Raw genomic sequence first — 17,677 nt, forward strand, 5'->3', positions numbered from 1 at the left:
AATGTATGATGCAGGACATCGAAAACCCGGCCATTACATGCAAAAAGTAAGGAAAACCTCAGATTTGTTAGAGAGATCATCTGATGAAATATTCATTTTCATATTTTTTAATATGATAGAATTCCATTAATATTTACAAGGATTAAATTCTGACTTTCACCCTTCAACATTCTTTCAGAGAAATAAATTGCTAACATAATGATATAATGGAAAATACGATTTTAGGGTTAATTTAAAAACCAAAAACTAAAATCATCCGACTAATTTTGATAAAAGATTTATAGTAACTTGTGTACTATTCAAAAAAACAAAAATAGGACCCATCATGACAAATACACAACTACTGTTGTTGGCAACCAACAACATCAAAAATAATACCGAACTCAGCCATTCTCAAGAGTCCTATGTTTATCAATATTACTATGAAAACGTCGCCAATAAATTCTCGACAATTAAAGAATTTATGTATGAATTCATTATATTAACTAAACCCGCCTTAGAAAATGAAGCGGATTTTCACGCATTAAGCTCACGCATTTACGCCGCTATTGAAGAGTACTTAGGGATAGCTCAAGTCCGTTATATTCAGCGCCAAAAATTACTGCAAAAGTAAGTGATTCTAATAAAAACAGACCTCAAATAGAGGCCTGTCCACTATCCCAATAACTTACTGTTCTTGTAACTCAAGTTCTGCAATAACCGGCAAATGGTCACTGACTTTTGACCATTGAAAGTCTTTACTGTCTGTTGGAATTGTCATGGTTTTCACATCCCAAACCTGACCTTTATAGGTAAAGATATGGTCGATATCTATGGCAGGGTTAACGGCAGGCCATGTGCGATAATTCACCCCTTTTTTCTCAACCGGATCCCAAAAATAGCTGATTTCCTGAATAGGTTGCTCTTTTGCGGTTGAGTTAAAATCCCCTGCGAGGATTTTGATAGAGGCAGCAATATTATCAAAACCTGTTTCGGTATCACCAATCGTCGCATCGAGAATATGGCGAACTTGGCCTATGCGGATGGTAGGATCTTTCTGCCAGTCTAAGTGAGTTCCCATGATAATAATGGGTGAGTCAAAACCAGGCTTGGTAATTTGCGATAACAACACCACTCGCTGTTCTGCTCCGCCTGATGGTAAATTCACGACTTGGGATTTCTCAATTTTATATTTTGATAAAATTCCTACACCATATTCACCACCATCAAAATCGAGTGCCTTACCAAACGCAAAATCCATTTTGTTCGCTTTGGCAATTTCCTCTAGTTGGTTCACTTTCTTACTACGTGCAGTTTTATTGTCAATTTCAGTTAAGACAATAACATCCGCATCAATCTTAGCGATCGCTTTGCTCAATTCATCTAAATTAGCGACATCCGCCGCCAACTCATTTTTACCAATATTATAAGTGGCAACTTTGATCGTTGGTTTATTTGCAGAATACACCTTATTCGGCGTTCCGCCATTTTGTACCATTAAAACTTCAGAACCTGTTGTTGCCGCTGTCGCGCCACACGAAATTAAAATTGCGGCAGACACGAGTGTTTTTATTGATTTCATAATGTACTTATCCCCAGAGTAATAACTATCTCAAGTTAAACAAAGCATCTATCTCTGCATAAAATCCGAACATGCACGATAGATATAAGGAGGAAATTAGCACAGAAGAATAAATAAACAGTGACCTCTACAGCATTCTTATTTCGAGATTAAAAATAACTTTTAACCTTTACGTGATTCTGTGACCGGATACACAATGTAGTGCAACAAATGCAGTGGTTTCTAGCCACTTTGCCTTGCCTCAAATTTATAAGGGAAGACAATTTCATCCTGAATATTGGCAAAGCTTTCTTCAGTATTCCCTAACCATTTTAAGAGTTTCTTCGCAGTCTCTCGTGCCATTTTACTGTAATCAATGCGCACAGATGTGAGCGATGGATGAATATGATCGCAATTTCCCGACCCTTCAACGCACACCACGGCCAACATCTTCGGAATTTTGATTAGCCGCCGCTGACATTCAAACATGACTCCTAACGCTATCATTTCATGGCTACAAATCACGGCTTCTAATTCTGGTTGACGGGTCAACATTTCACTAATTGCCTGCCGCCCAAAGTCCATGGTGGCCACGTATGGCGTCGTAATACTTTGCTCAGCGCTCAAGTTATGCTTTAACAGTGTGTTATTCCAACCACTCAGTTGTTGCCCCTGCATTTTGCTGTCCATTTGCGCACCAATATAGCCGATACGCTGGTGACCTTTTTGCAGCAAATAATTCGTAAGAAAACTGACTGCTTCCCCTAAATTATTTTTTATATTGAGTGTAAAGCGATGAGCAGGATCCCCCGTCACATTAATTACGGGGATTGGCAAATTATTCAGAGTTCCCAAAGCACTTTCAGAATTCATTGCACCAAAAATCACTAATGCGGCGGGGCTACTTTGCAACAGCGTGAGTAACACCTCAGACTCTTTTTTATGCTGATAATCGTGACTACCAATCACCACTTGATAATTATTTTTGTTCAAGACTTCTTGTAAAGCTTGCAGAAAAACTGAGCTTGCATTGTCTCGTAATGATGGGATCAATACTGCAATTGTTCGGCTTTGACCTGACGCTAAAATGCCCGCAGCGGAATTGGGAATGTAACCGAGCTCCTCAACAGCTTCATTGATTTTCTCCCTCAATTTATCCGAGACTAACTCCGGTGTCCGCAAAGCACGCGATACCGTCATTGAACCGACCCCCGCATATTTCGCGACATCTTGTAATGTGACTCTGCCTGTATTCTTTCTTTTTCGGGTTTTCTGCATGAAATTACTTTGTTTCGTCTAAACTTATTATTCAACGACGATAACTTACCACAGCTCCGATTTGTTAATTAACAGCCAAATGCACTAAAAATGATTTTATTAACGATATTTAGCCAAAATGATAGCGCTATCACGAAAATGAACAATTCAGCTAGATAGCGCTACCATAGATCACTACTATTCATTCCATTACTAAAACATCTAATAGAATTTCTTTTTTACCAGGAGCCAAGCCAATGCTAACTACGTTACTAACCCCGAATGTGGTTCAGGTGGTTGACAGCGCCAATGACTGGCGTGATGCAATAAAAATTGCCTGTAATCCCTTAATTAATAATAAATTCATCGAACCTCGTTATATTGATGCCATCATTCAATCCCACGAAAAAATCGGCCCTTACTATGTATTAGGCCCGGGCATTGCAATGCCACATGCCCGCCCTGAAGACGGTGTTAACCAGTTATCTCTCGGTTTAACGGTCATTAAACAAGGGGTTGAGTTTGGTTCAGAAGGTAACGATCCAATTAAGTTATTGATTGTTCTTGCAGCAACAGACAGCAACAGCCATATCGGTGCGATTGCAAAACTGGCTGAACTTTTTGATAACCAAGAAGATATTGATAGCATCATGCAATCAGAAAACGTAGATGACATCCTTAAAATCATCGCTAAATATGAATAATTGAGTCATAGGTAAATATTATGAAAATCACTGTTGTTTGTGGAAATGGTTTAGGTACAAGTCTGATGATGGAAATGAGCATCAAGACAATTTTAAAAGATCTGCAAGTTGCGGCTGATGTTGACCACGTTGACTTAGGCTCTGCAAAAGGCACTGTCAGCGATATTTTTGTCGGCACCACCGATATTGCAGAACAGTTAGTTGCTCAACAAGTTGGCGGCGAAATTGTTGCTCTGGAAAATATGATTGATAAAGTCGCGATGAAAGAACGTCTGAGCGTGGCTTTACAGAAACTCGGCGCGATGTAACCGGAGGCTTCATGGAATTCTTTCGTTTTCTGATGCAAGATGTGCTTTCTGAACCGGCGGTGCTCGTCGGTCTGATCGCACTTATCGGTCTGATTGCCCAAAAGAAACCTGTTACTGAATGCATTAAAGGCACCATCAAAACCATCATGGGTTTTGTAATTTTAGGTGCCGGTGCAGGGTTAGTTGTCAGCTCTTTAGGTGATTTTTCCGCGATTTTCCAACACGCATTTGGTATCAATGGTGTCGTGCCGAACAACGAAGCAATCGTGTCTATTGCACAAAAAAGCTTCGGTCGTGAAATGGCAATGATCATGTTCTTTGCGATGTTAATCAATATCTTGATTGCTCGCCTGACCCCATGGAAATTTATCTTCCTGACAGGTCACCATACTTTATTCATGTCCATGATGATTGCGGTTATCTTAGCGACCGCAGGTATGGAAGGAACCATGCTAGTTGCTGTCGGTTCACTGATTGTCGGTTTCTGTATGGTGTTCTTCCCTGCGATTGCACACCCGTACATGAAAAAAGTCACTGGTTCTGATGATGTGGCAATTGGTCACTTCTCCACTATTTCTTATGTGTTAGCAGGCTTTATCGGTAGCAAATTTGGTAATAAAGAACATTCTACTGAAGATATGAATGTGCCAAAAAGCTTATTGTTCCTGCGTGATACACCAGTCGCTATTTCGTTCACTATGTTCATCATCTTTATCATTACTTGTTTATTTGCAGGCAGTGATTTTGTTCGTGAAGTGAGCGGTGGTAAAAACTGGTTCATGTTCTCGTTGATGCAATCCATTACTTTTGCAGCGGGTGTTTACATCATTCTGCAAGGTGTGCGTATGGTTATTGCCGAAATCGTTCCTGCATTTAAAGGGATCTCTGATAAATTAGTGCCAAATGCAAAACCTGCATTAGACTGCCCTGTGGTCTTCCCTTACGCGCCGAATGCGGTGTTAGTTGGCTTCTTAAGCAGCTTTGCAGCGGGTGTATTAGGTATGTTTGTTCTGTATGCACTGAACATGACGGTAATTATTCCGGGAGTTGTACCACACTTCTTCGTAGGTGCGGCGGCTGGGGTATTCGGTAACGCTACGGGTGGACGCCGTGGTGCTATCCTTGGTGCCTTTGCTCAAGGTCTGTTAATTACCTTCTTACCTGTATTCTTGCTTCCAGTCCTCGGCGACATCGGTATTGCAAATACGACCTTTAGTGACGCTGACTTCGGCGCTATCGGAATTTTATTAGGTATTATCGTTCGATAATCCTTCAACCCTCTGAGTTTATACTCAGAGGGTTTTCCATCATTCCTGCACTGCCTAACTTACTTTCCCAGCCAAGCACCATCCTTAAATAAGAAGTCCTGCAATAAAAGTAAATCATCCGGCGTAACATGGATCACCCCTTCTCCTGGGATATCAATTTCTGCAATCATAAATAGCGCCAATGTTGTCAAAGATGGCAGAATAACAATAAGCCAGTTTTTACCTTTTGTTCCTCGAATGTTATAACCTATCAAGACATTCGAGCAGACAGCGAAAAATATCAGTAAAAACCAAGCAGCATTCGGGATTTGGTGTCGCCAGCTCGCCATGGTTTTTTGTTGAGAAACATATAAATCACCAAATGCCGATAAAACCGAAGAGACCACAGGGTTCGGCGATTCTTGAGCCTGTTTCACACCGATTTCCCAGAGTTGCCCCTGTTTAGTCAGGGAGGTCATTCGCCATTGGCTGTTTTCATCACTCACTCCCGATTTAAAAAATTCGATGCGCGCTTCAAGATATTGTTGAATAAGCAATGAGGCTTCTGCTCGTTCATCACCGCTGAGTAATTGTGCTCGTTGATAAGCATTTCCAATCGCAATTGCTTCGTTTTCTTCTGTTTGCTGGCGGTTGTTATAACCATTGATGGAAATCGATAATACAAAGCCAATCAACAGACCCAATAACGACAAAATCGCGCCTAAAATAATTTTTGCCTCATCATCCGCTAGCTCTTCATGAGCACTGCGGCGTTTAAAAATATATTTTCCAATATACGCAGAAATAATTAATAAAATGAAGGTGACAATAAATAAAAGAATAGAATCAATGGGCGTATCGTTAATTAACTCAGAGAGGTTAAACATGCGTGGCACCAAAAAAGTTTATTTGCCGATATATAACATGATCAAATGCGGAATATCTATGTAAATTACCTTTTTGGTGGGTATTTTAGTAATAAGCTTCAGGTCTGTTATCCAATAACGATAACCTAAGTTGAAATGACATCAATAAATGAATAGTTTCAGAATTTAAGCATTAAATTTAGCTTAATGAAAAAAATCGCCATATTCCATTTATGGTGAATATGGCGATTTGCAAAACTGTATTAGAACTAAATCGAATTAGCGCTCTTCATCACGCAAAGTCAGTACTTCATAACCATCTTTAGTGACCAAGATGGTGTGTTCCGACTGCGCAGAAAGCTTTTTATCTCGCGTCACGACCGTCCAACCATCTTTTTTGGTTTTTATTTTCATGCCACCTTGGTTGATCATTGGCTCTATGGTGAATGTCATACCTTCTTTTAGAACCACACCGCGTCCACGGGTTCCATAATGTAATACTTGCGGATCCTCATGCATTTTTCGACCAATTCCATGCCCACAATATTCACGAACGACGCTATAGCCATTTGATTCCGCATGATGTTGGATAGCTGATCCAATATCACCTAACGTAGCACCTGGTTTTACCTGCTTGATCCCTTCCCACATTGCATTATAGGTATCTTTCACTAATTTTCGGGCAAGTGGGGAAGCCTCTGGCATCACATACATTTTACTTGAGTCAGCAATAAAGCCATTTTTCTCAAGGGTAATATCCACGTTGATAATATCTTTTGGCTTTAAGATTTCATCGACTTTTGGCACACCATGACACACGACTTCGTTAATTGATGTATTTAGAACATATTGATAACCATATTGGCCTTTACTGGCTGGACGCGCTTGAAGTTCATTCACAATATAGCTTTCGACTTTGTCGTTAATTTCCATTGTGGATATTCCGGGAACGATAAACTCATCCAACATTTTAAAAACGCTAGCAAGTAATCGACCAGATTCTCGCATTAATTCTATCTCTTCAACATTTTTAATCGTGATATTGTCCATTGAGTTTCCTTTAAACTGCCGTTCACGTATTCAGCTTTTCGTTAAATAACGTGCTAAAAATCTGACTTAACATAAAATTGGTTATGACTATAAATTGGTATGATCATAACGTATCGCTTCATCCCATTAAAGCACTCCACTATTGAAAGGCACAAAACGGCATAAAATAAATACGCGATGATTTGCTAAGCTTCAAGGATTGTCTTAGTTACAGCTAGAATCATTGCTGCTAAATTACTAAGTAGAAAATTTAAATTTCTTACATTATTAATCAGTTATTGAGACTAATTTGAGGGAGCAAATGAAAAAATATTTACTGAGTATTAGTTTAGCCGCCAATGCTGTTTTACTCGTTGCGCTGATCTCTGTCGCTGTGATGCTATTTAATTTAAAAGCGAAGGTGGATAACGCAATTCAACAAGTGAAAGATGGTGAATATATTGAGTTGGCCAAAGATAATATTTTACCTGATTCTTTAAAAAATCTGTCTAAGATTGATGTCACAGATAAACCTTGCGACTATTTTTATCAGAATGTGGATGTGTTTATCGAATATTTGAAAGATAACCCAGACATTGCAGGCGCAGATATTTATGCCAATCAAATTACCGCATTAAAACGTAAAATTGAAAAAGCCCCTTCTGTTTTTCAAGATAAAGCCTGTGAAAAAGGGATTTCTGGGCTTAATTTTATGATTGAAACTATCTCGCCCACTGAATAATGAATATTAGCCACCCTCTTTTCATTGAGGGTGGTTTTGCAAATAATCCTAGCGGTACATTAATTACTTTAGTTAACTTCCATCACTTGAATTTGCTCTAACCATTCATAATCCCCAATGATTGGGCGACCATCTAGCCAACGAGATAACATATCCAACATCAACATCACGCTAACCTGCTGTTTTTCCAGTTCTGAGTGATTGCGAGGTAAATAATTTACGCACTGAGCATAACTGCCTGTTGGGGTGGATAATGCTAAAGATAAAGTTCCATCATAATATTCGCCAATGACTAAACCAATCTCACGCTGATTTAGCGACCGATTATTTTTTGCAGTTTGGACTAAGGCTGCCAAATCTGAATGCGCTGCTGATTTTTCAATATTTCCTTGAGTGACAGGCACTTTTGCTGCATTCAATGTCCAATAGAGTAAGCCGGCACTGAACTGTTCGTGTGTCACAACTGAAAGCTGTTGTTGTTCAAGTGATTCTCGTACTAACGCACCAATACCTTCCGTGCCTTCAAATACTTTATTGTCACCAACACCCGCTTTCACGACTTGCCAAACTTGCTCCATCACATCGCGTTGATTTGCCGGCCCGGTCAATTTTAATTCAATGATTGGCATTGAAGAACGGTAACCCAACACGCACTCTTTTGGTAACTCAAGTGGGTCAAACTGCCTTGCAAGACTACTTTCACTACGACCAAAACTGGTTAGACGTAAACAAATTGGAGGCTCTGGTAACGTAAATTTTTGACGTAAACGAGGAATGATCTGTTCATTGACCATGACTTTAAACTCAGAAGGAACGCCCGGTGTAAAAAAGAACCAACAATCATTAAGATGCATTGCAAAACCACAAGCGGTTCCCACTGGATTATCAATAAGTTCGGCATTGGCGGGTAACATGGCCTGCTTACGATTGGTAGCTGGCATTTCACGCCCTCGAGCAGTGAAATAGCTCTCCATTACCGCAATCCACTCAGGATGCTCAATGAGGGGGACACCCACAGCCGTTGCAGCCGCTAAGGCACTGAGATCATCACTCGTTGGGCCTAACCCACCATTAACAATAATCACATCTGCATGATGGCTACGCTCGATAAATGTTTCCACTAAGCTATCAAGAGAGTCACCGACCGTGGTGCGGCTATGCAGCGGTAATCCTTGCTGGAACAAACAATCTGCTAGCCACGCCGCATTGGTATCAATAATTTGCCCATGCAGCACTTCATCACCAGTACTTAACATTTCTACAATCAACATCCCTGCGCTCCCTTTTTGAGGCTCACCATGAAAAGCCAATTTGGTCATTATTATCCTAGAGCGAAAAAAATAAAACCCCGAGAACCGGTTTACCAGCGCTCGGGGTTTTCAGCGAAATAGATAGCTATTTATTAAACTAATTCTTTCACTTCAAAATTAGCTTCGCCGCTTAAGTCTGCTTCGTAATCAACGCCATCTAAGCCAAATCCGAATAAACGTAAGAATTCAGCTTTGTAACCTTGATAGTCAGTCAGTGCATTGATATTGTCGTCGTTAAGCTGTTTCCAGATTTGACGACAAGTTTCTTGCACATCATCACGCAGTTCCCAGTCATCTAGGCGCAGACGGTTTTTCTCGTCAGTTTCTGGTGTTTCACCGCTGAATAATTTAGTTGCGAACAGACGTTGAATTTGCTCGATACAACCTTCATGAATGCCCTGCTCTTTCATGATTTTGAACACGATTGAGATATAAAGAGGCATTACAGGAATTGCTGAAGATGCTTGAGTGACCACAGATTTCAGTACAGCAACATGTGCGGAACCGCCTTTCTTCGCCATTTTTTCATTGATAGCATGGGCTGCGCGATCTAAATCTTCTTTCGCTTTACCTAATGTACCGTGCCAGTAGATTGGCCACGTTAAATCAGTACCGATATAGGAGTAAGCAACGGATTGAGCATTGTCAGCCAGAACACCAGCATCCGCTAATGCGTTCATCCACAATTCCCAATCTTGACCGCCCATCACTTTCACGGTGTCTTCGATTTCTTGCTCGTTGGCAGGTTCAACAACGGCTTCGATCAGCACATCTTTGTTGGTATCCAGCGCAACAGATTTGTACGGTTCACCAATTGGTTTTAATGCTGAACGTACAACTTCACCCGTTTCAGGCATTTTACGCACTGGAGAAGCCAGTGAATAAACCACTAAATCGATTTGACCTAAATCTTGTTTAATCAAGTCGATTACGGTTTGACGGCATTCATTGGAGAATGCATCACCGTTGATGCTTTTCGCATACAGACCCGCTTCTTTCGCTGCTTTGTCAAAACCAGCGGCATTGTACCAGCCTGCGGAACCTGTTTTGCTCTCACTGCCCGGTTTTTCAAAGAAAACACCGATGGTCGCTGCACCGCTGCCAAAAGCCGCATTGATGCGTGAAGCCAGACCATAACCAGTGGATGCACCAATTACCAGAACCTTTTTCGGTCCATTTTTCAGTTCACCACGAGATTTCACATAGGCAATTTGCTCACGAACATGGGCTTCGCAGCCTGCTGGATGAGCTGTAGTGCAGATAAAACCACGAATTTTAGGTTTGATAATCATAGTAATTTTTCTTGGTAGCTTACAATCGAACACTAATATACCTGATATTCATCTTATACTTAAGATGTATAGGCAAGAAACATAGTGAACAGACCAGTTTATTTAGGATTTTGACTCTTTTCGTGCTGTTCTACTTGAGAAAAAGCGAGCGCTTTCAACCAATCAGCAAGTAATGGCGTGGTTTTTATTGCATCTAACATCGCACGCTCATGCTTCGTTAAGCGGACAACCACAATTTCAGTTTTCATATTAGACATCACCCTCTCCTTTTTCTAAAACGCAGATATTGGCACAGTTCAGGGTGGGATGGGTCTGACTTACTTATTTTTACTTAGTCTTTCGGGATCTTGATAAAAATGGGAGAAAAATGACAAAAAAATTGGATTCACAAACCCCATTGAAAAGCTGATAATTATTTTTATATTCAAATGCAAAAAAGCCACCCATTGGGTGGCTTCTTCTTTTTCTAACTTACTGATTAAACTCAGTTAAGTTTTGTATGGTGCCCAGGGCGGGACTTGAACCCGCACAGCCTTACAGCCGAGGGATTTTAAATCCCTTGTGTCTACCGATTTCACCACCTGGGCTAGAATTTGGAGGCGCGTCCCGGAGTCGAACCGAGCTACACGGATTTGCAATCCGGTGCATAACCGCTTTGCTAACGCGCCTTACACCCTAGTCTTTTTCAAGATTTGGAGCGGGAAACGAGACTCGAACTCGCGACCCCGACCTTGGCAAGGTCGTGCTCTACCAACTGAGCTATTCCCGCTTAAGCTTCACTTTTCAGTTTCTGCTCTCAAACTGGCTGATTTACTTATTTATTTTCGTAAACCACGTTGCCGTTCGATGCGTTGCATTCTACTGATTTCACCTATCGAGTCAATACAATTATTGAAATAATTGGATCGTTCGCTGTTTTTTCAATCATTTCGATCACGCTTCGCTCAAATCGCCCCACGCAGCCTTTAAATATTGGAACATTGACCAGAAAGTCAGAATTGCAGCCACATATAAAAGAGCAATAGACAGATGTTCGATCAGCGGATTTGGACGCCATAATAAGCCCACCAGCGACATCATTTGCGCGGTAGTTTTGAACTTACCAATCCAAGAGACAGCCACACTGCTACGTTTACCAATTTCTGCCATCCACTCTCTGAGTGAAGAGATAATGATTTCACGTGCAATCATGGTTGCTGCGGGTAAAGTGACATACCAAACATCGTAGCTTTCAGTCACTAAGACTAACGCTGTCGCAACCATAACCTTGTCTGCAACAGGATCGAGGAAAGCACCAAACTTGGTCGTTTGCTTCCATAGACGCGCTAAAAATCCGTCGAACCAATCCGTCACAGCGGCGATCACAAAAATCAGCGCACAAGCAAAAGGTCCCCAACTGACAGGAAGATAAAACGCTAATACAAAAAACGGTATCAGGATGACACGGAATAAGGTCAACCACGTTGGTATATTTAATTTCATCGCGCTCACTAACTCTTTGTCCAAGACGGATACCTTAGTATGTTGCCCTAAGATATCTACTGTTTCAATGCATTATAAATCTTTTCTGCCAGCGCGTATGAGATCGAGGGCACTTTTGCGATCTCTTCTATGCTCGCATTACGCAAAGGTTGTAATCCTCCCATGTACTTCAATAACATTTGGCGACGTTTTGGCCCTACGCCTTCGATAGATTCAAGCGCACTGGTATTTTTCACTTTCGCGCGGCGCTGGCGATGCCCCGTAATCGCATGGTTATGCGACTCATCACGAATATGCTGGATCACATGTAATGCTGGCGAATCAGGCGGAAGCGCAAAACCTTCACCTTCGGGTTTTAAAAACAGCGTTTCCAACCCTGCTTTACGATCGCTACCTTTAGCAACCCCAATTAATAAAGGATGGTTTTTATCCCAATCTACTTCAAGGGAATCAAAGACATCCCGCGCTTGACCCAGTTGCCCTTTACCACCATCAATAAAGATAATATCGGGAACTTTGCTCTCATCCAGATGTTTACCATAACGGCGAGTCAGCACTTGGTGCATCGCCGCATAGTCATCCCCAGGTGTGATCCCCGTAATATTGTATCGACGATACTCTGATTTCACAGGACCCGTTTTATCAAACACCACGCAAGAAGCTACAGTTTGCTCCCCCATCGTGTGGGAAATATCGAAACACTCCATGCGCGAAATATTTTCTATATTCACGACTTTTGACAGCGCAGCCATGCGTTGTTGAATCGTCGATTGCTGCGCTAGCTTGGTAGATAGCGCAATGGATGCATTAGTTCGAGCCAGTTTTAAATAACGAGCACGGGTGCCTCGTGGCTGGCTTTGAATATTAATTTTACGACCAGCAATACCAGACAACGATTCCGCCAGTAACTCTTTTTCCGTCAATGGGAAATCAATTAATATTTCCCCTGGCAATGTACGGTTTTCACTGCCTTGTAAGTAGAACTGCCCTAAGAAGGTTTGCACTACTTCTTCTAATAAAGTCCCCGCCGGAATTTTTGGATAATAACTGCGACTACCCAAAACCTTTCCTTGGCGAATAAATAGAACATGAACACAAGCCAAACCGGAATCGAATGCGACCCCGATAACATCAAGGTCATCATCACCGCCCGACACATATTGCTCTTCTGTTACCGCGCGCACGGCTTGAATTTGGTCACGAAAACGCGCGGCATCCTCAAAACGGAGCTCTTGGCTAGCTTTTTCCATGCGCTCGACTAACCCAGTTAAGACTTGCTTGTCCTTCCCCGTTAAGAACAGACGGACATAGTTGACTTGCTGATCATACTCTTCGTCCGTCACTAAACCTTTCACGCATGGCCCTAAACAGCGACCAATTTGATACTGTAAACAAGGTCTTGAACGGTTTCTATAAACGCTATCTTCACACTGGCGAATGGGAAACAGCTTTTGCATAACCGCTAAGGTTTCACGTACCGCATAAGAACTTGGGAATGGGCCGAAATATTCACCTTTCCCATGTTTCGCACCTCGGTGGCTTGAAATTCTAGGATGTGTTTCGCTACTCAGAAAAATATAAGGATAAGATTTATCATCTCGTAGCAAGACGTTATAACGAGGCTGATACAGCTTTATATAGTTATGTTCCAGCAGTAGCGCCTCAGTTTCGGTATGGGTTACCGTCACATCAATAGAGGCGATATGCTTGACGAGTTGCTCTGTTTTGCGGCTACCGACATTCTCACGGAAATAGCTCGATAACCTTTTTTTCAGATCTTTCGCTTTCCCAACATAAATCACTGTTCCCCCAGCGTCGTACATACGATAAACGCCGGGTTGGTTTGTGACTGTTTTTAAGAAAACTTTTGGATCAAACTGTTGTTCCACCCTGATGAACCCTGTTTTGCGGTAATTAAACCATAACCGATTGCTATATGTGTTAATTCTACATCACTACTGATATTAAGTTTACCAAACATTCGATATCGATAGGTATTTACCGTTTTAGGGCTTAAAGATAATGACTCCGCAATATGCTTAACCGGAAGCCCTCTTGTGATCATGAGCATAATTTCCAGCTCTCTTGCAGAAAGCAATTCATATATATCTAGCTGTTCACGTTGATTTAATCTTTGTAAAGCCAGTTGTTGAGCAATATCAGGAGAGATAATTCGTTGACGCGCATTCACGATTTGCAAGGCTTCAATTAGCTCTTCTTCTGCAATACTAGCGCTCAGTATGCCAAAAATACCAATATCCAACGCTTTCACAACAAACATATCATTATGACGCACATTGAAGATAATGAGCCCTACATCAGGTTGAGTACGACGGATTGTCGTGAAGGTTTTCAATGAATCGAAATGGCAATGTTCCCGATTAATCAAAATAATATTTGCTTTATTTTGCCGGTTCCACGTGATCACCGGATCTAAAGAAGGAAACGTTGCGACAACTTTATAGCGAGTATTTCGAATGAGTATCGCTTCAATACCTCGAATCGAAATATTACTATCATCAATAATTATTATATTAATCAAATACCTCTCCTATTACTTGCAGCCATAATGGGAGGATAATAAATGAAAAAATTAATAAGTCATATCTTCTTTTTAAATCAATATTTAAAACTATTATTCTAGTTATAATCCATTAATTAACATTTAAAACTTGAATGAGTTTCTTTCAAAAAAATAGCCGCTAAATAATTAGCAGCTATCGGTTTTAATATTCTGACTTTTAACGAGCTAAAGCTAAATCCAGTATGAACTACTTTTGCCCAACAAGGCGGCAAATAGTTTCAGACACTAAATAGCTCTTCTCGAATGAAGTTATTGGTAAAAACTCAAAGCGAGAATGGAAGTTATGCGCACCCGTAAAATAGTTTGGTGTCACAATTCCGCGAGCAGACAGCGCTGAACCGTCAGTGCCTCCACGCATTGGAATGATATTTGGCTCGATATTATGAATTTTTAACGCTTCGAGAATAATATCTACCGCTGTACGATCTTCACCGATTGAATCGCTGATATTGCTATACACATCATCAATTTTGAATTCCACTTTCGCTCGTGGATGACGAGTACGAATCAGTTCAATACTTTCAGCAATGAAACGCTTACGAGCTTCAAAACTTGGGCGGTCAAAATCACGGATCGCCATTTTGATTTTTGCTTCATTCGGGTTTGCCGCTAAATCTGTGATATAGAAGTAACCTTCACGGTGCTCAGTGTGTTCCGGCGTATCGAAACGATCGAAACAACCAATAAAATCATGTGCCACACGAATTGGGTTTAACAATACGTTTTTCGCTGACATTGGGTGAGCTGTGATCCCCTTAATTTCCACTTCAATAGAAGCCGCATTAAAGGTTTCAAAAACCACTTCACCGAGCGCACAGCAATCGATAGTGTAAGCAAAATCCACTTTGAAGCGAGAAAGATCCATGATTTTGGAGCCACGAAGACCAATTTCTTCATCAGGCACAAACGCCACATAGATATCGCCGCAATCAAAATCTGCGTTTTGCAGTTTATCCATCAGCTCCATGACAACGGTAATGGCCGCTTTATCATCCGCGCCCAGAACACTGGTGCCGTCACTGAAAATAATTTCATCGCCCACATAAGCGGCGGCTTCCGGGTGTTCCGCGGTTTTAAACCACACATCTTCCTGCGCATTCAAGCATAAATCCGCACCTTCATACTTCAAAGTTTGCGGCTTGATCACCGGAGATAAACCGACATCAACAGTATCTAAGTGAGCCACAAAACCAATTTTAGGGGCATTGGGTTTATTACCTGGGCGCATTCCATATAAAATGGCATGTTCATCAACATACACATCTTTCAAGCCGTAGCTCTCTAATTCTTTCGCCAGAAGATTTGCCAGTTCACGCTGGCCTTCTGTGCTTGGTACAACAGAGCTCGCCGCATCACTTTGGCTTTCAATGGCCACATAGCGATAAAAACGTTCTTCTAATTTTTTACCTAATTCTTTCATTTCACATACCTTTTACTTATTGCACAGGCTGCCATGTATAACCACTGTCAAAACCAATTGGAATATCGAATGCCCAGAACAGATACAGTGTCGCTGTTAAGGTAATTAATAAACCGATGGTGAACGGGATCATCATAGAACATAAGGTTCCGATACCTGCATTTTTATAATATTTCTGGCAATACATTAAAATTAGTGGATAGAACGGGAACATTGGCGTACTCACGTTCATCGCAGAATCACTCACACGGAAGGCAGCTTGGGTTAATTCTGGCGAAATTCCGACTGCCATTAACATTGGCACTAAAACTGGCGCCATAATCGCCCATTTTGAAGTCGCTGACGTGATCATGATATTTAACACGGCGGTTAATAAAATCACCCCAAATACCGTCATTCCAGATGGCATATCTAAAGTTCGCAGTAATTCCGCACCCGATAAGGCTAATAATGTCCCTAAGTTAGAGTGTTGGAACGAATACAGAAATTGCGCTGCAAAGAAAGCAAACACAATAAATGGGATCAGTGACTTGGTAATATTTTCCATCGCCTTAACCACATCTTTGGTCGAGGTGAAAGATTTAGTCATATAGCCATACACTATGCCCGGCAGTGCAAAGAAGATGAACAATAATGGCACAACAATTTGCATAATTGGTGCTTTCGGGCTAGTTAAGCTGCCATCTGGGCCTCTTAGTGGTGAATTTTCAGGCCATAACAGCGCAAATAACCCCACGCCTAATGCAATCACCATTAATCCCGCAACACGGAATGCGCGGTGCTCTTGCGGTGTGATTTTACCTAAATCTTGCTCAGCATCAGTATCAACGTCAGATTTGGTGATTGGAGCGTTTTTATTTAACCACGGCTCTACGATCTTTTCGGTGATAAACCAGCAAGTAAAAATAACGCCGAAGGTTCCGCCCAAGCTAAAGAAATAGTTACACAGTACATTTACACTGTAGCCTGGCGCTAACATTTGCGCGGCATCTTGCGTAAAGCTCTGCATAATCGGGTCAATAATCGATGGCGTATAACTTGCCGTGAATCCCCCTGCTAAACCAGCGAATGCCGCTGCAATTCCCGCTAAAGGATGGCGACCACTGGCATAGAACATCATTGCTGCGACTGGCATCAAAATAACGTAGGCTGAATCAGAAGCAACGTGAGAGACAATCCCGACGAAAACAACTGTTGGAGTCAACATTTTAGGTGAAATAAAAGAAAGCATTTTTTTCAGCGCGGTATTAATAAAGCCGCTGCTTTCTGCAATCCCAATACCTAAGGTTGCAACAATTGTTATTCCGAGAGGAGGGAAATTAATAAAATTTTTAACCGCTGATGTCACAAATAATATGATTTCTTCATACTGAAACATATTAATAACGGAAATTTTTTCTTTAGAAATAGGATGGTGATAACTGAAATCTACAAATGAGAGTAGATAGGATAAAAACCAACATATTACTAGGGCGTAAACAAATAGCATTGTCACATCTGGCATAACGTTACCGATGCGCTCAACACGATTTAAAAAACCCTTTTTCTGGGGGAGTGTTTTAGTTGTCATAGTTGCAAGTTACTTATGTTATTAGAATAGAAACTTTATCACAGTAAATAACCCATTTAGAAAAGTAAAACACTTTCTTGCTTTATTTTAATAGAATAAAAATCAACTAATCTCTCTAGTTAATAATGCTTATATTATTAGTTTTATTCGAAATTCAACTGCCTGAAATTTTATTTTAGCTTATGCTTACTCTCGCTTTATATTGCTTAAGTCATTTTTTTATTTATTTAACCTCACGCTAAAGGAAATGATTATTATTCCCCATAGCGTAATTGATAAATTAATCTAAAGATTATTATTCTCGTTTTAGTTTTTCTGTATTAGCA

General features: G+C 40.9%; 17 protein-coding genes and 3 tRNA genes. 5 read left to right on the forward strand and 15 right to left on the reverse strand.

Going from position 1 to position 17,677, the window contains the following annotated elements; all coding sequences use genetic code 11:
- The first annotated feature begins 325 nt into the window (after positions 1 to 325).
- The gene (locus tag JK188_RS10340) at positions 326 to 613 is read left to right on the forward strand and encodes a hypothetical protein (protein ID WP_036953682.1); all 288 of its coding nucleotides are present in this window, start codon (positions 326 to 328) and stop codon (positions 611 to 613) included.
- Between the two features lie 54 nt (positions 614 to 667).
- Here JK188_RS10340 and JK188_RS10345 read toward each other — a convergent pair whose 3' ends face one another.
- Positions 668 to 1,561 carry an endonuclease/exonuclease/phosphatase family protein gene (locus tag JK188_RS10345; protein ID WP_211885295.1) on the reverse strand — a complete coding sequence of 298 codons (894 nt, stop codon included), beginning with the start codon at positions 1,559 to 1,561 and terminating at the stop codon, positions 668 to 670.
- Between the two features lie 222 nt (positions 1,562 to 1,783).
- Positions 1,784 to 2,818 carry a LacI family DNA-binding transcriptional regulator gene (locus JK188_RS10350; RefSeq protein ID WP_211885290.1) on the reverse strand — a complete coding sequence of 345 codons (1,035 nt, stop codon included), beginning with the start codon at positions 2,816 to 2,818 and terminating at the stop codon, positions 1,784 to 1,786.
- Positions 2,819 to 3,054: 236 nt separating this feature from the next.
- Between JK188_RS10350 and JK188_RS10355 the strand changes: the two genes are divergently transcribed.
- From JK188_RS10355 to JK188_RS10365, 3 genes are read left to right on the forward strand one after another with little or no spacing between them, the layout of a single operon-like run.
- Positions 3,055 to 3,501 carry a PTS sugar transporter subunit IIA gene (locus JK188_RS10355; RefSeq protein ID WP_211885289.1) on the forward strand — a complete coding sequence of 149 codons (447 nt, stop codon included), beginning with the start codon at positions 3,055 to 3,057 and terminating at the stop codon, positions 3,499 to 3,501.
- Positions 3,502 to 3,521: 20 nt separating this feature from the next.
- On the forward strand, positions 3,522 to 3,809 hold the full coding sequence (locus JK188_RS10360; protein WP_006659412.1) for a PTS sugar transporter subunit IIB: 288 nt from the start codon (positions 3,522 to 3,524) through the stop codon (positions 3,807 to 3,809).
- An 11-nt stretch (positions 3,810 to 3,820) separates the two neighbouring features.
- Positions 3,821 to 5,077, forward strand: a complete 1,257-nt coding sequence (locus JK188_RS10365) for a PTS ascorbate transporter subunit IIC (protein WP_006659411.1) — start codon at positions 3,821 to 3,823, stop codon at positions 5,075 to 5,077.
- Positions 5,078 to 5,136: 59 nt separating this feature from the next.
- On the opposite strand, the gene JK188_RS10370 is transcribed toward JK188_RS10365, so the two are convergent.
- Positions 5,137 to 5,943 carry a bestrophin-like domain gene (locus tag JK188_RS10370; protein ID WP_181478465.1) on the reverse strand — a complete coding sequence of 269 codons (807 nt, stop codon included), beginning with the start codon at positions 5,941 to 5,943 and terminating at the stop codon, positions 5,137 to 5,139.
- Between the two features lie 258 nt (positions 5,944 to 6,201).
- Positions 6,202 to 6,972 (reverse strand): type I methionyl aminopeptidase, encoded by a 771-nt coding sequence (gene map, locus JK188_RS10375; protein ID WP_211885288.1) that lies wholly within the window; start codon positions 6,970 to 6,972, stop codon positions 6,202 to 6,204.
- Positions 6,973 to 7,273: 301 nt separating this feature from the next.
- Between map and JK188_RS10380 the strand changes: the two genes are divergently transcribed.
- Positions 7,274 to 7,693: a DUF5339 family protein gene (locus JK188_RS10380; protein ID WP_211885287.1), complete on the forward strand. Its 420-nt coding sequence runs from the start codon at positions 7,274 to 7,276 to the stop codon at positions 7,691 to 7,693.
- Between the two features lie 68 nt (positions 7,694 to 7,761).
- On the opposite strand, the gene JK188_RS10385 is transcribed toward JK188_RS10380, so the two are convergent.
- The 11 genes from JK188_RS10385 to JK188_RS10435 all read right to left on the reverse strand — a co-directional run bounded on the left by JK188_RS10385 (position 7,762) and on the right by JK188_RS10435 (position 17,351).
- A complete protein-coding gene (locus JK188_RS10385) occupies positions 7,762 to 8,964 on the reverse strand; it encodes a nicotinamide mononucleotide deamidase-related protein YfaY (protein WP_211886386.1) in 1,203 nt (400 codons plus the stop codon).
- Positions 8,965 to 9,095: 131 nt separating this feature from the next.
- Positions 9,096 to 10,295 (reverse strand): enoyl-ACP reductase FabV, encoded by a 1,200-nt coding sequence (fabV, locus tag JK188_RS10390; RefSeq protein ID WP_036953705.1) that lies wholly within the window; start codon positions 10,293 to 10,295, stop codon positions 9,096 to 9,098.
- A 98-nt stretch (positions 10,296 to 10,393) separates the two neighbouring features.
- Positions 10,394 to 10,552, reverse strand: a complete 159-nt coding sequence (locus JK188_RS10395) for an MbeCy (RefSeq protein ID WP_154604110.1) — start codon at positions 10,550 to 10,552, stop codon at positions 10,394 to 10,396.
- Positions 10,553 to 10,795: 243 nt separating this feature from the next.
- Positions 10,796 to 10,882, reverse strand: a tRNA-Leu gene (locus JK188_RS10400).
- Between the two features lie 7 nt (positions 10,883 to 10,889).
- Positions 10,890 to 10,963 (reverse strand) — tRNA-Cys (locus tag JK188_RS10405).
- Between the two features lie 25 nt (positions 10,964 to 10,988).
- A tRNA-Gly gene (locus JK188_RS10410) sits at positions 10,989 to 11,064 on the reverse strand.
- 164 nt (positions 11,065 to 11,228) lie between these two features.
- Positions 11,229 to 11,777 (reverse strand): CDP-diacylglycerol--glycerol-3-phosphate 3-phosphatidyltransferase, encoded by a 549-nt coding sequence (gene pgsA, locus JK188_RS10415; protein WP_006657588.1) that lies wholly within the window; start codon positions 11,775 to 11,777, stop codon positions 11,229 to 11,231.
- Positions 11,778 to 11,833: 56 nt separating this feature from the next.
- Positions 11,834 to 13,666: an excinuclease ABC subunit UvrC gene (gene uvrC / locus JK188_RS10420; protein ID WP_211885286.1), complete on the reverse strand. Its 1,833-nt coding sequence runs from the start codon at positions 13,664 to 13,666 to the stop codon at positions 11,834 to 11,836.
- The gene (locus JK188_RS10425; RefSeq protein ID WP_211885285.1) at positions 13,633 to 14,319 is read right to left on the reverse strand and encodes a LuxR C-terminal-related transcriptional regulator; all 687 of its coding nucleotides are present in this window, start codon (positions 14,317 to 14,319) and stop codon (positions 13,633 to 13,635) included. The genes uvrC and JK188_RS10425 overlap by 34 nt, the downstream gene beginning before the upstream one ends.
- Before the next feature lie 229 nt (positions 14,320 to 14,548).
- The gene (pepT, locus tag JK188_RS10430; RefSeq protein WP_211885284.1) at positions 14,549 to 15,781 is read right to left on the reverse strand and encodes a peptidase T; all 1,233 of its coding nucleotides are present in this window, start codon (positions 15,779 to 15,781) and stop codon (positions 14,549 to 14,551) included.
- Positions 15,782 to 15,797: 16 nt separating this feature from the next.
- Entirely contained in the window at positions 15,798 to 17,351 is a 1,554-nt protein-coding gene (locus JK188_RS10435) for an AbgT family transporter (protein WP_211885283.1), read from the reverse strand.
- Positions 17,352 to 17,677 lie beyond the last annotated feature (326 nt).

The organism is Providencia sp. JGM181 (assembly GCF_018257375.1).
GTDB lineage: Bacteria > Pseudomonadota > Gammaproteobacteria > Enterobacterales > Enterobacteriaceae > Providencia > Providencia lanzhouensis.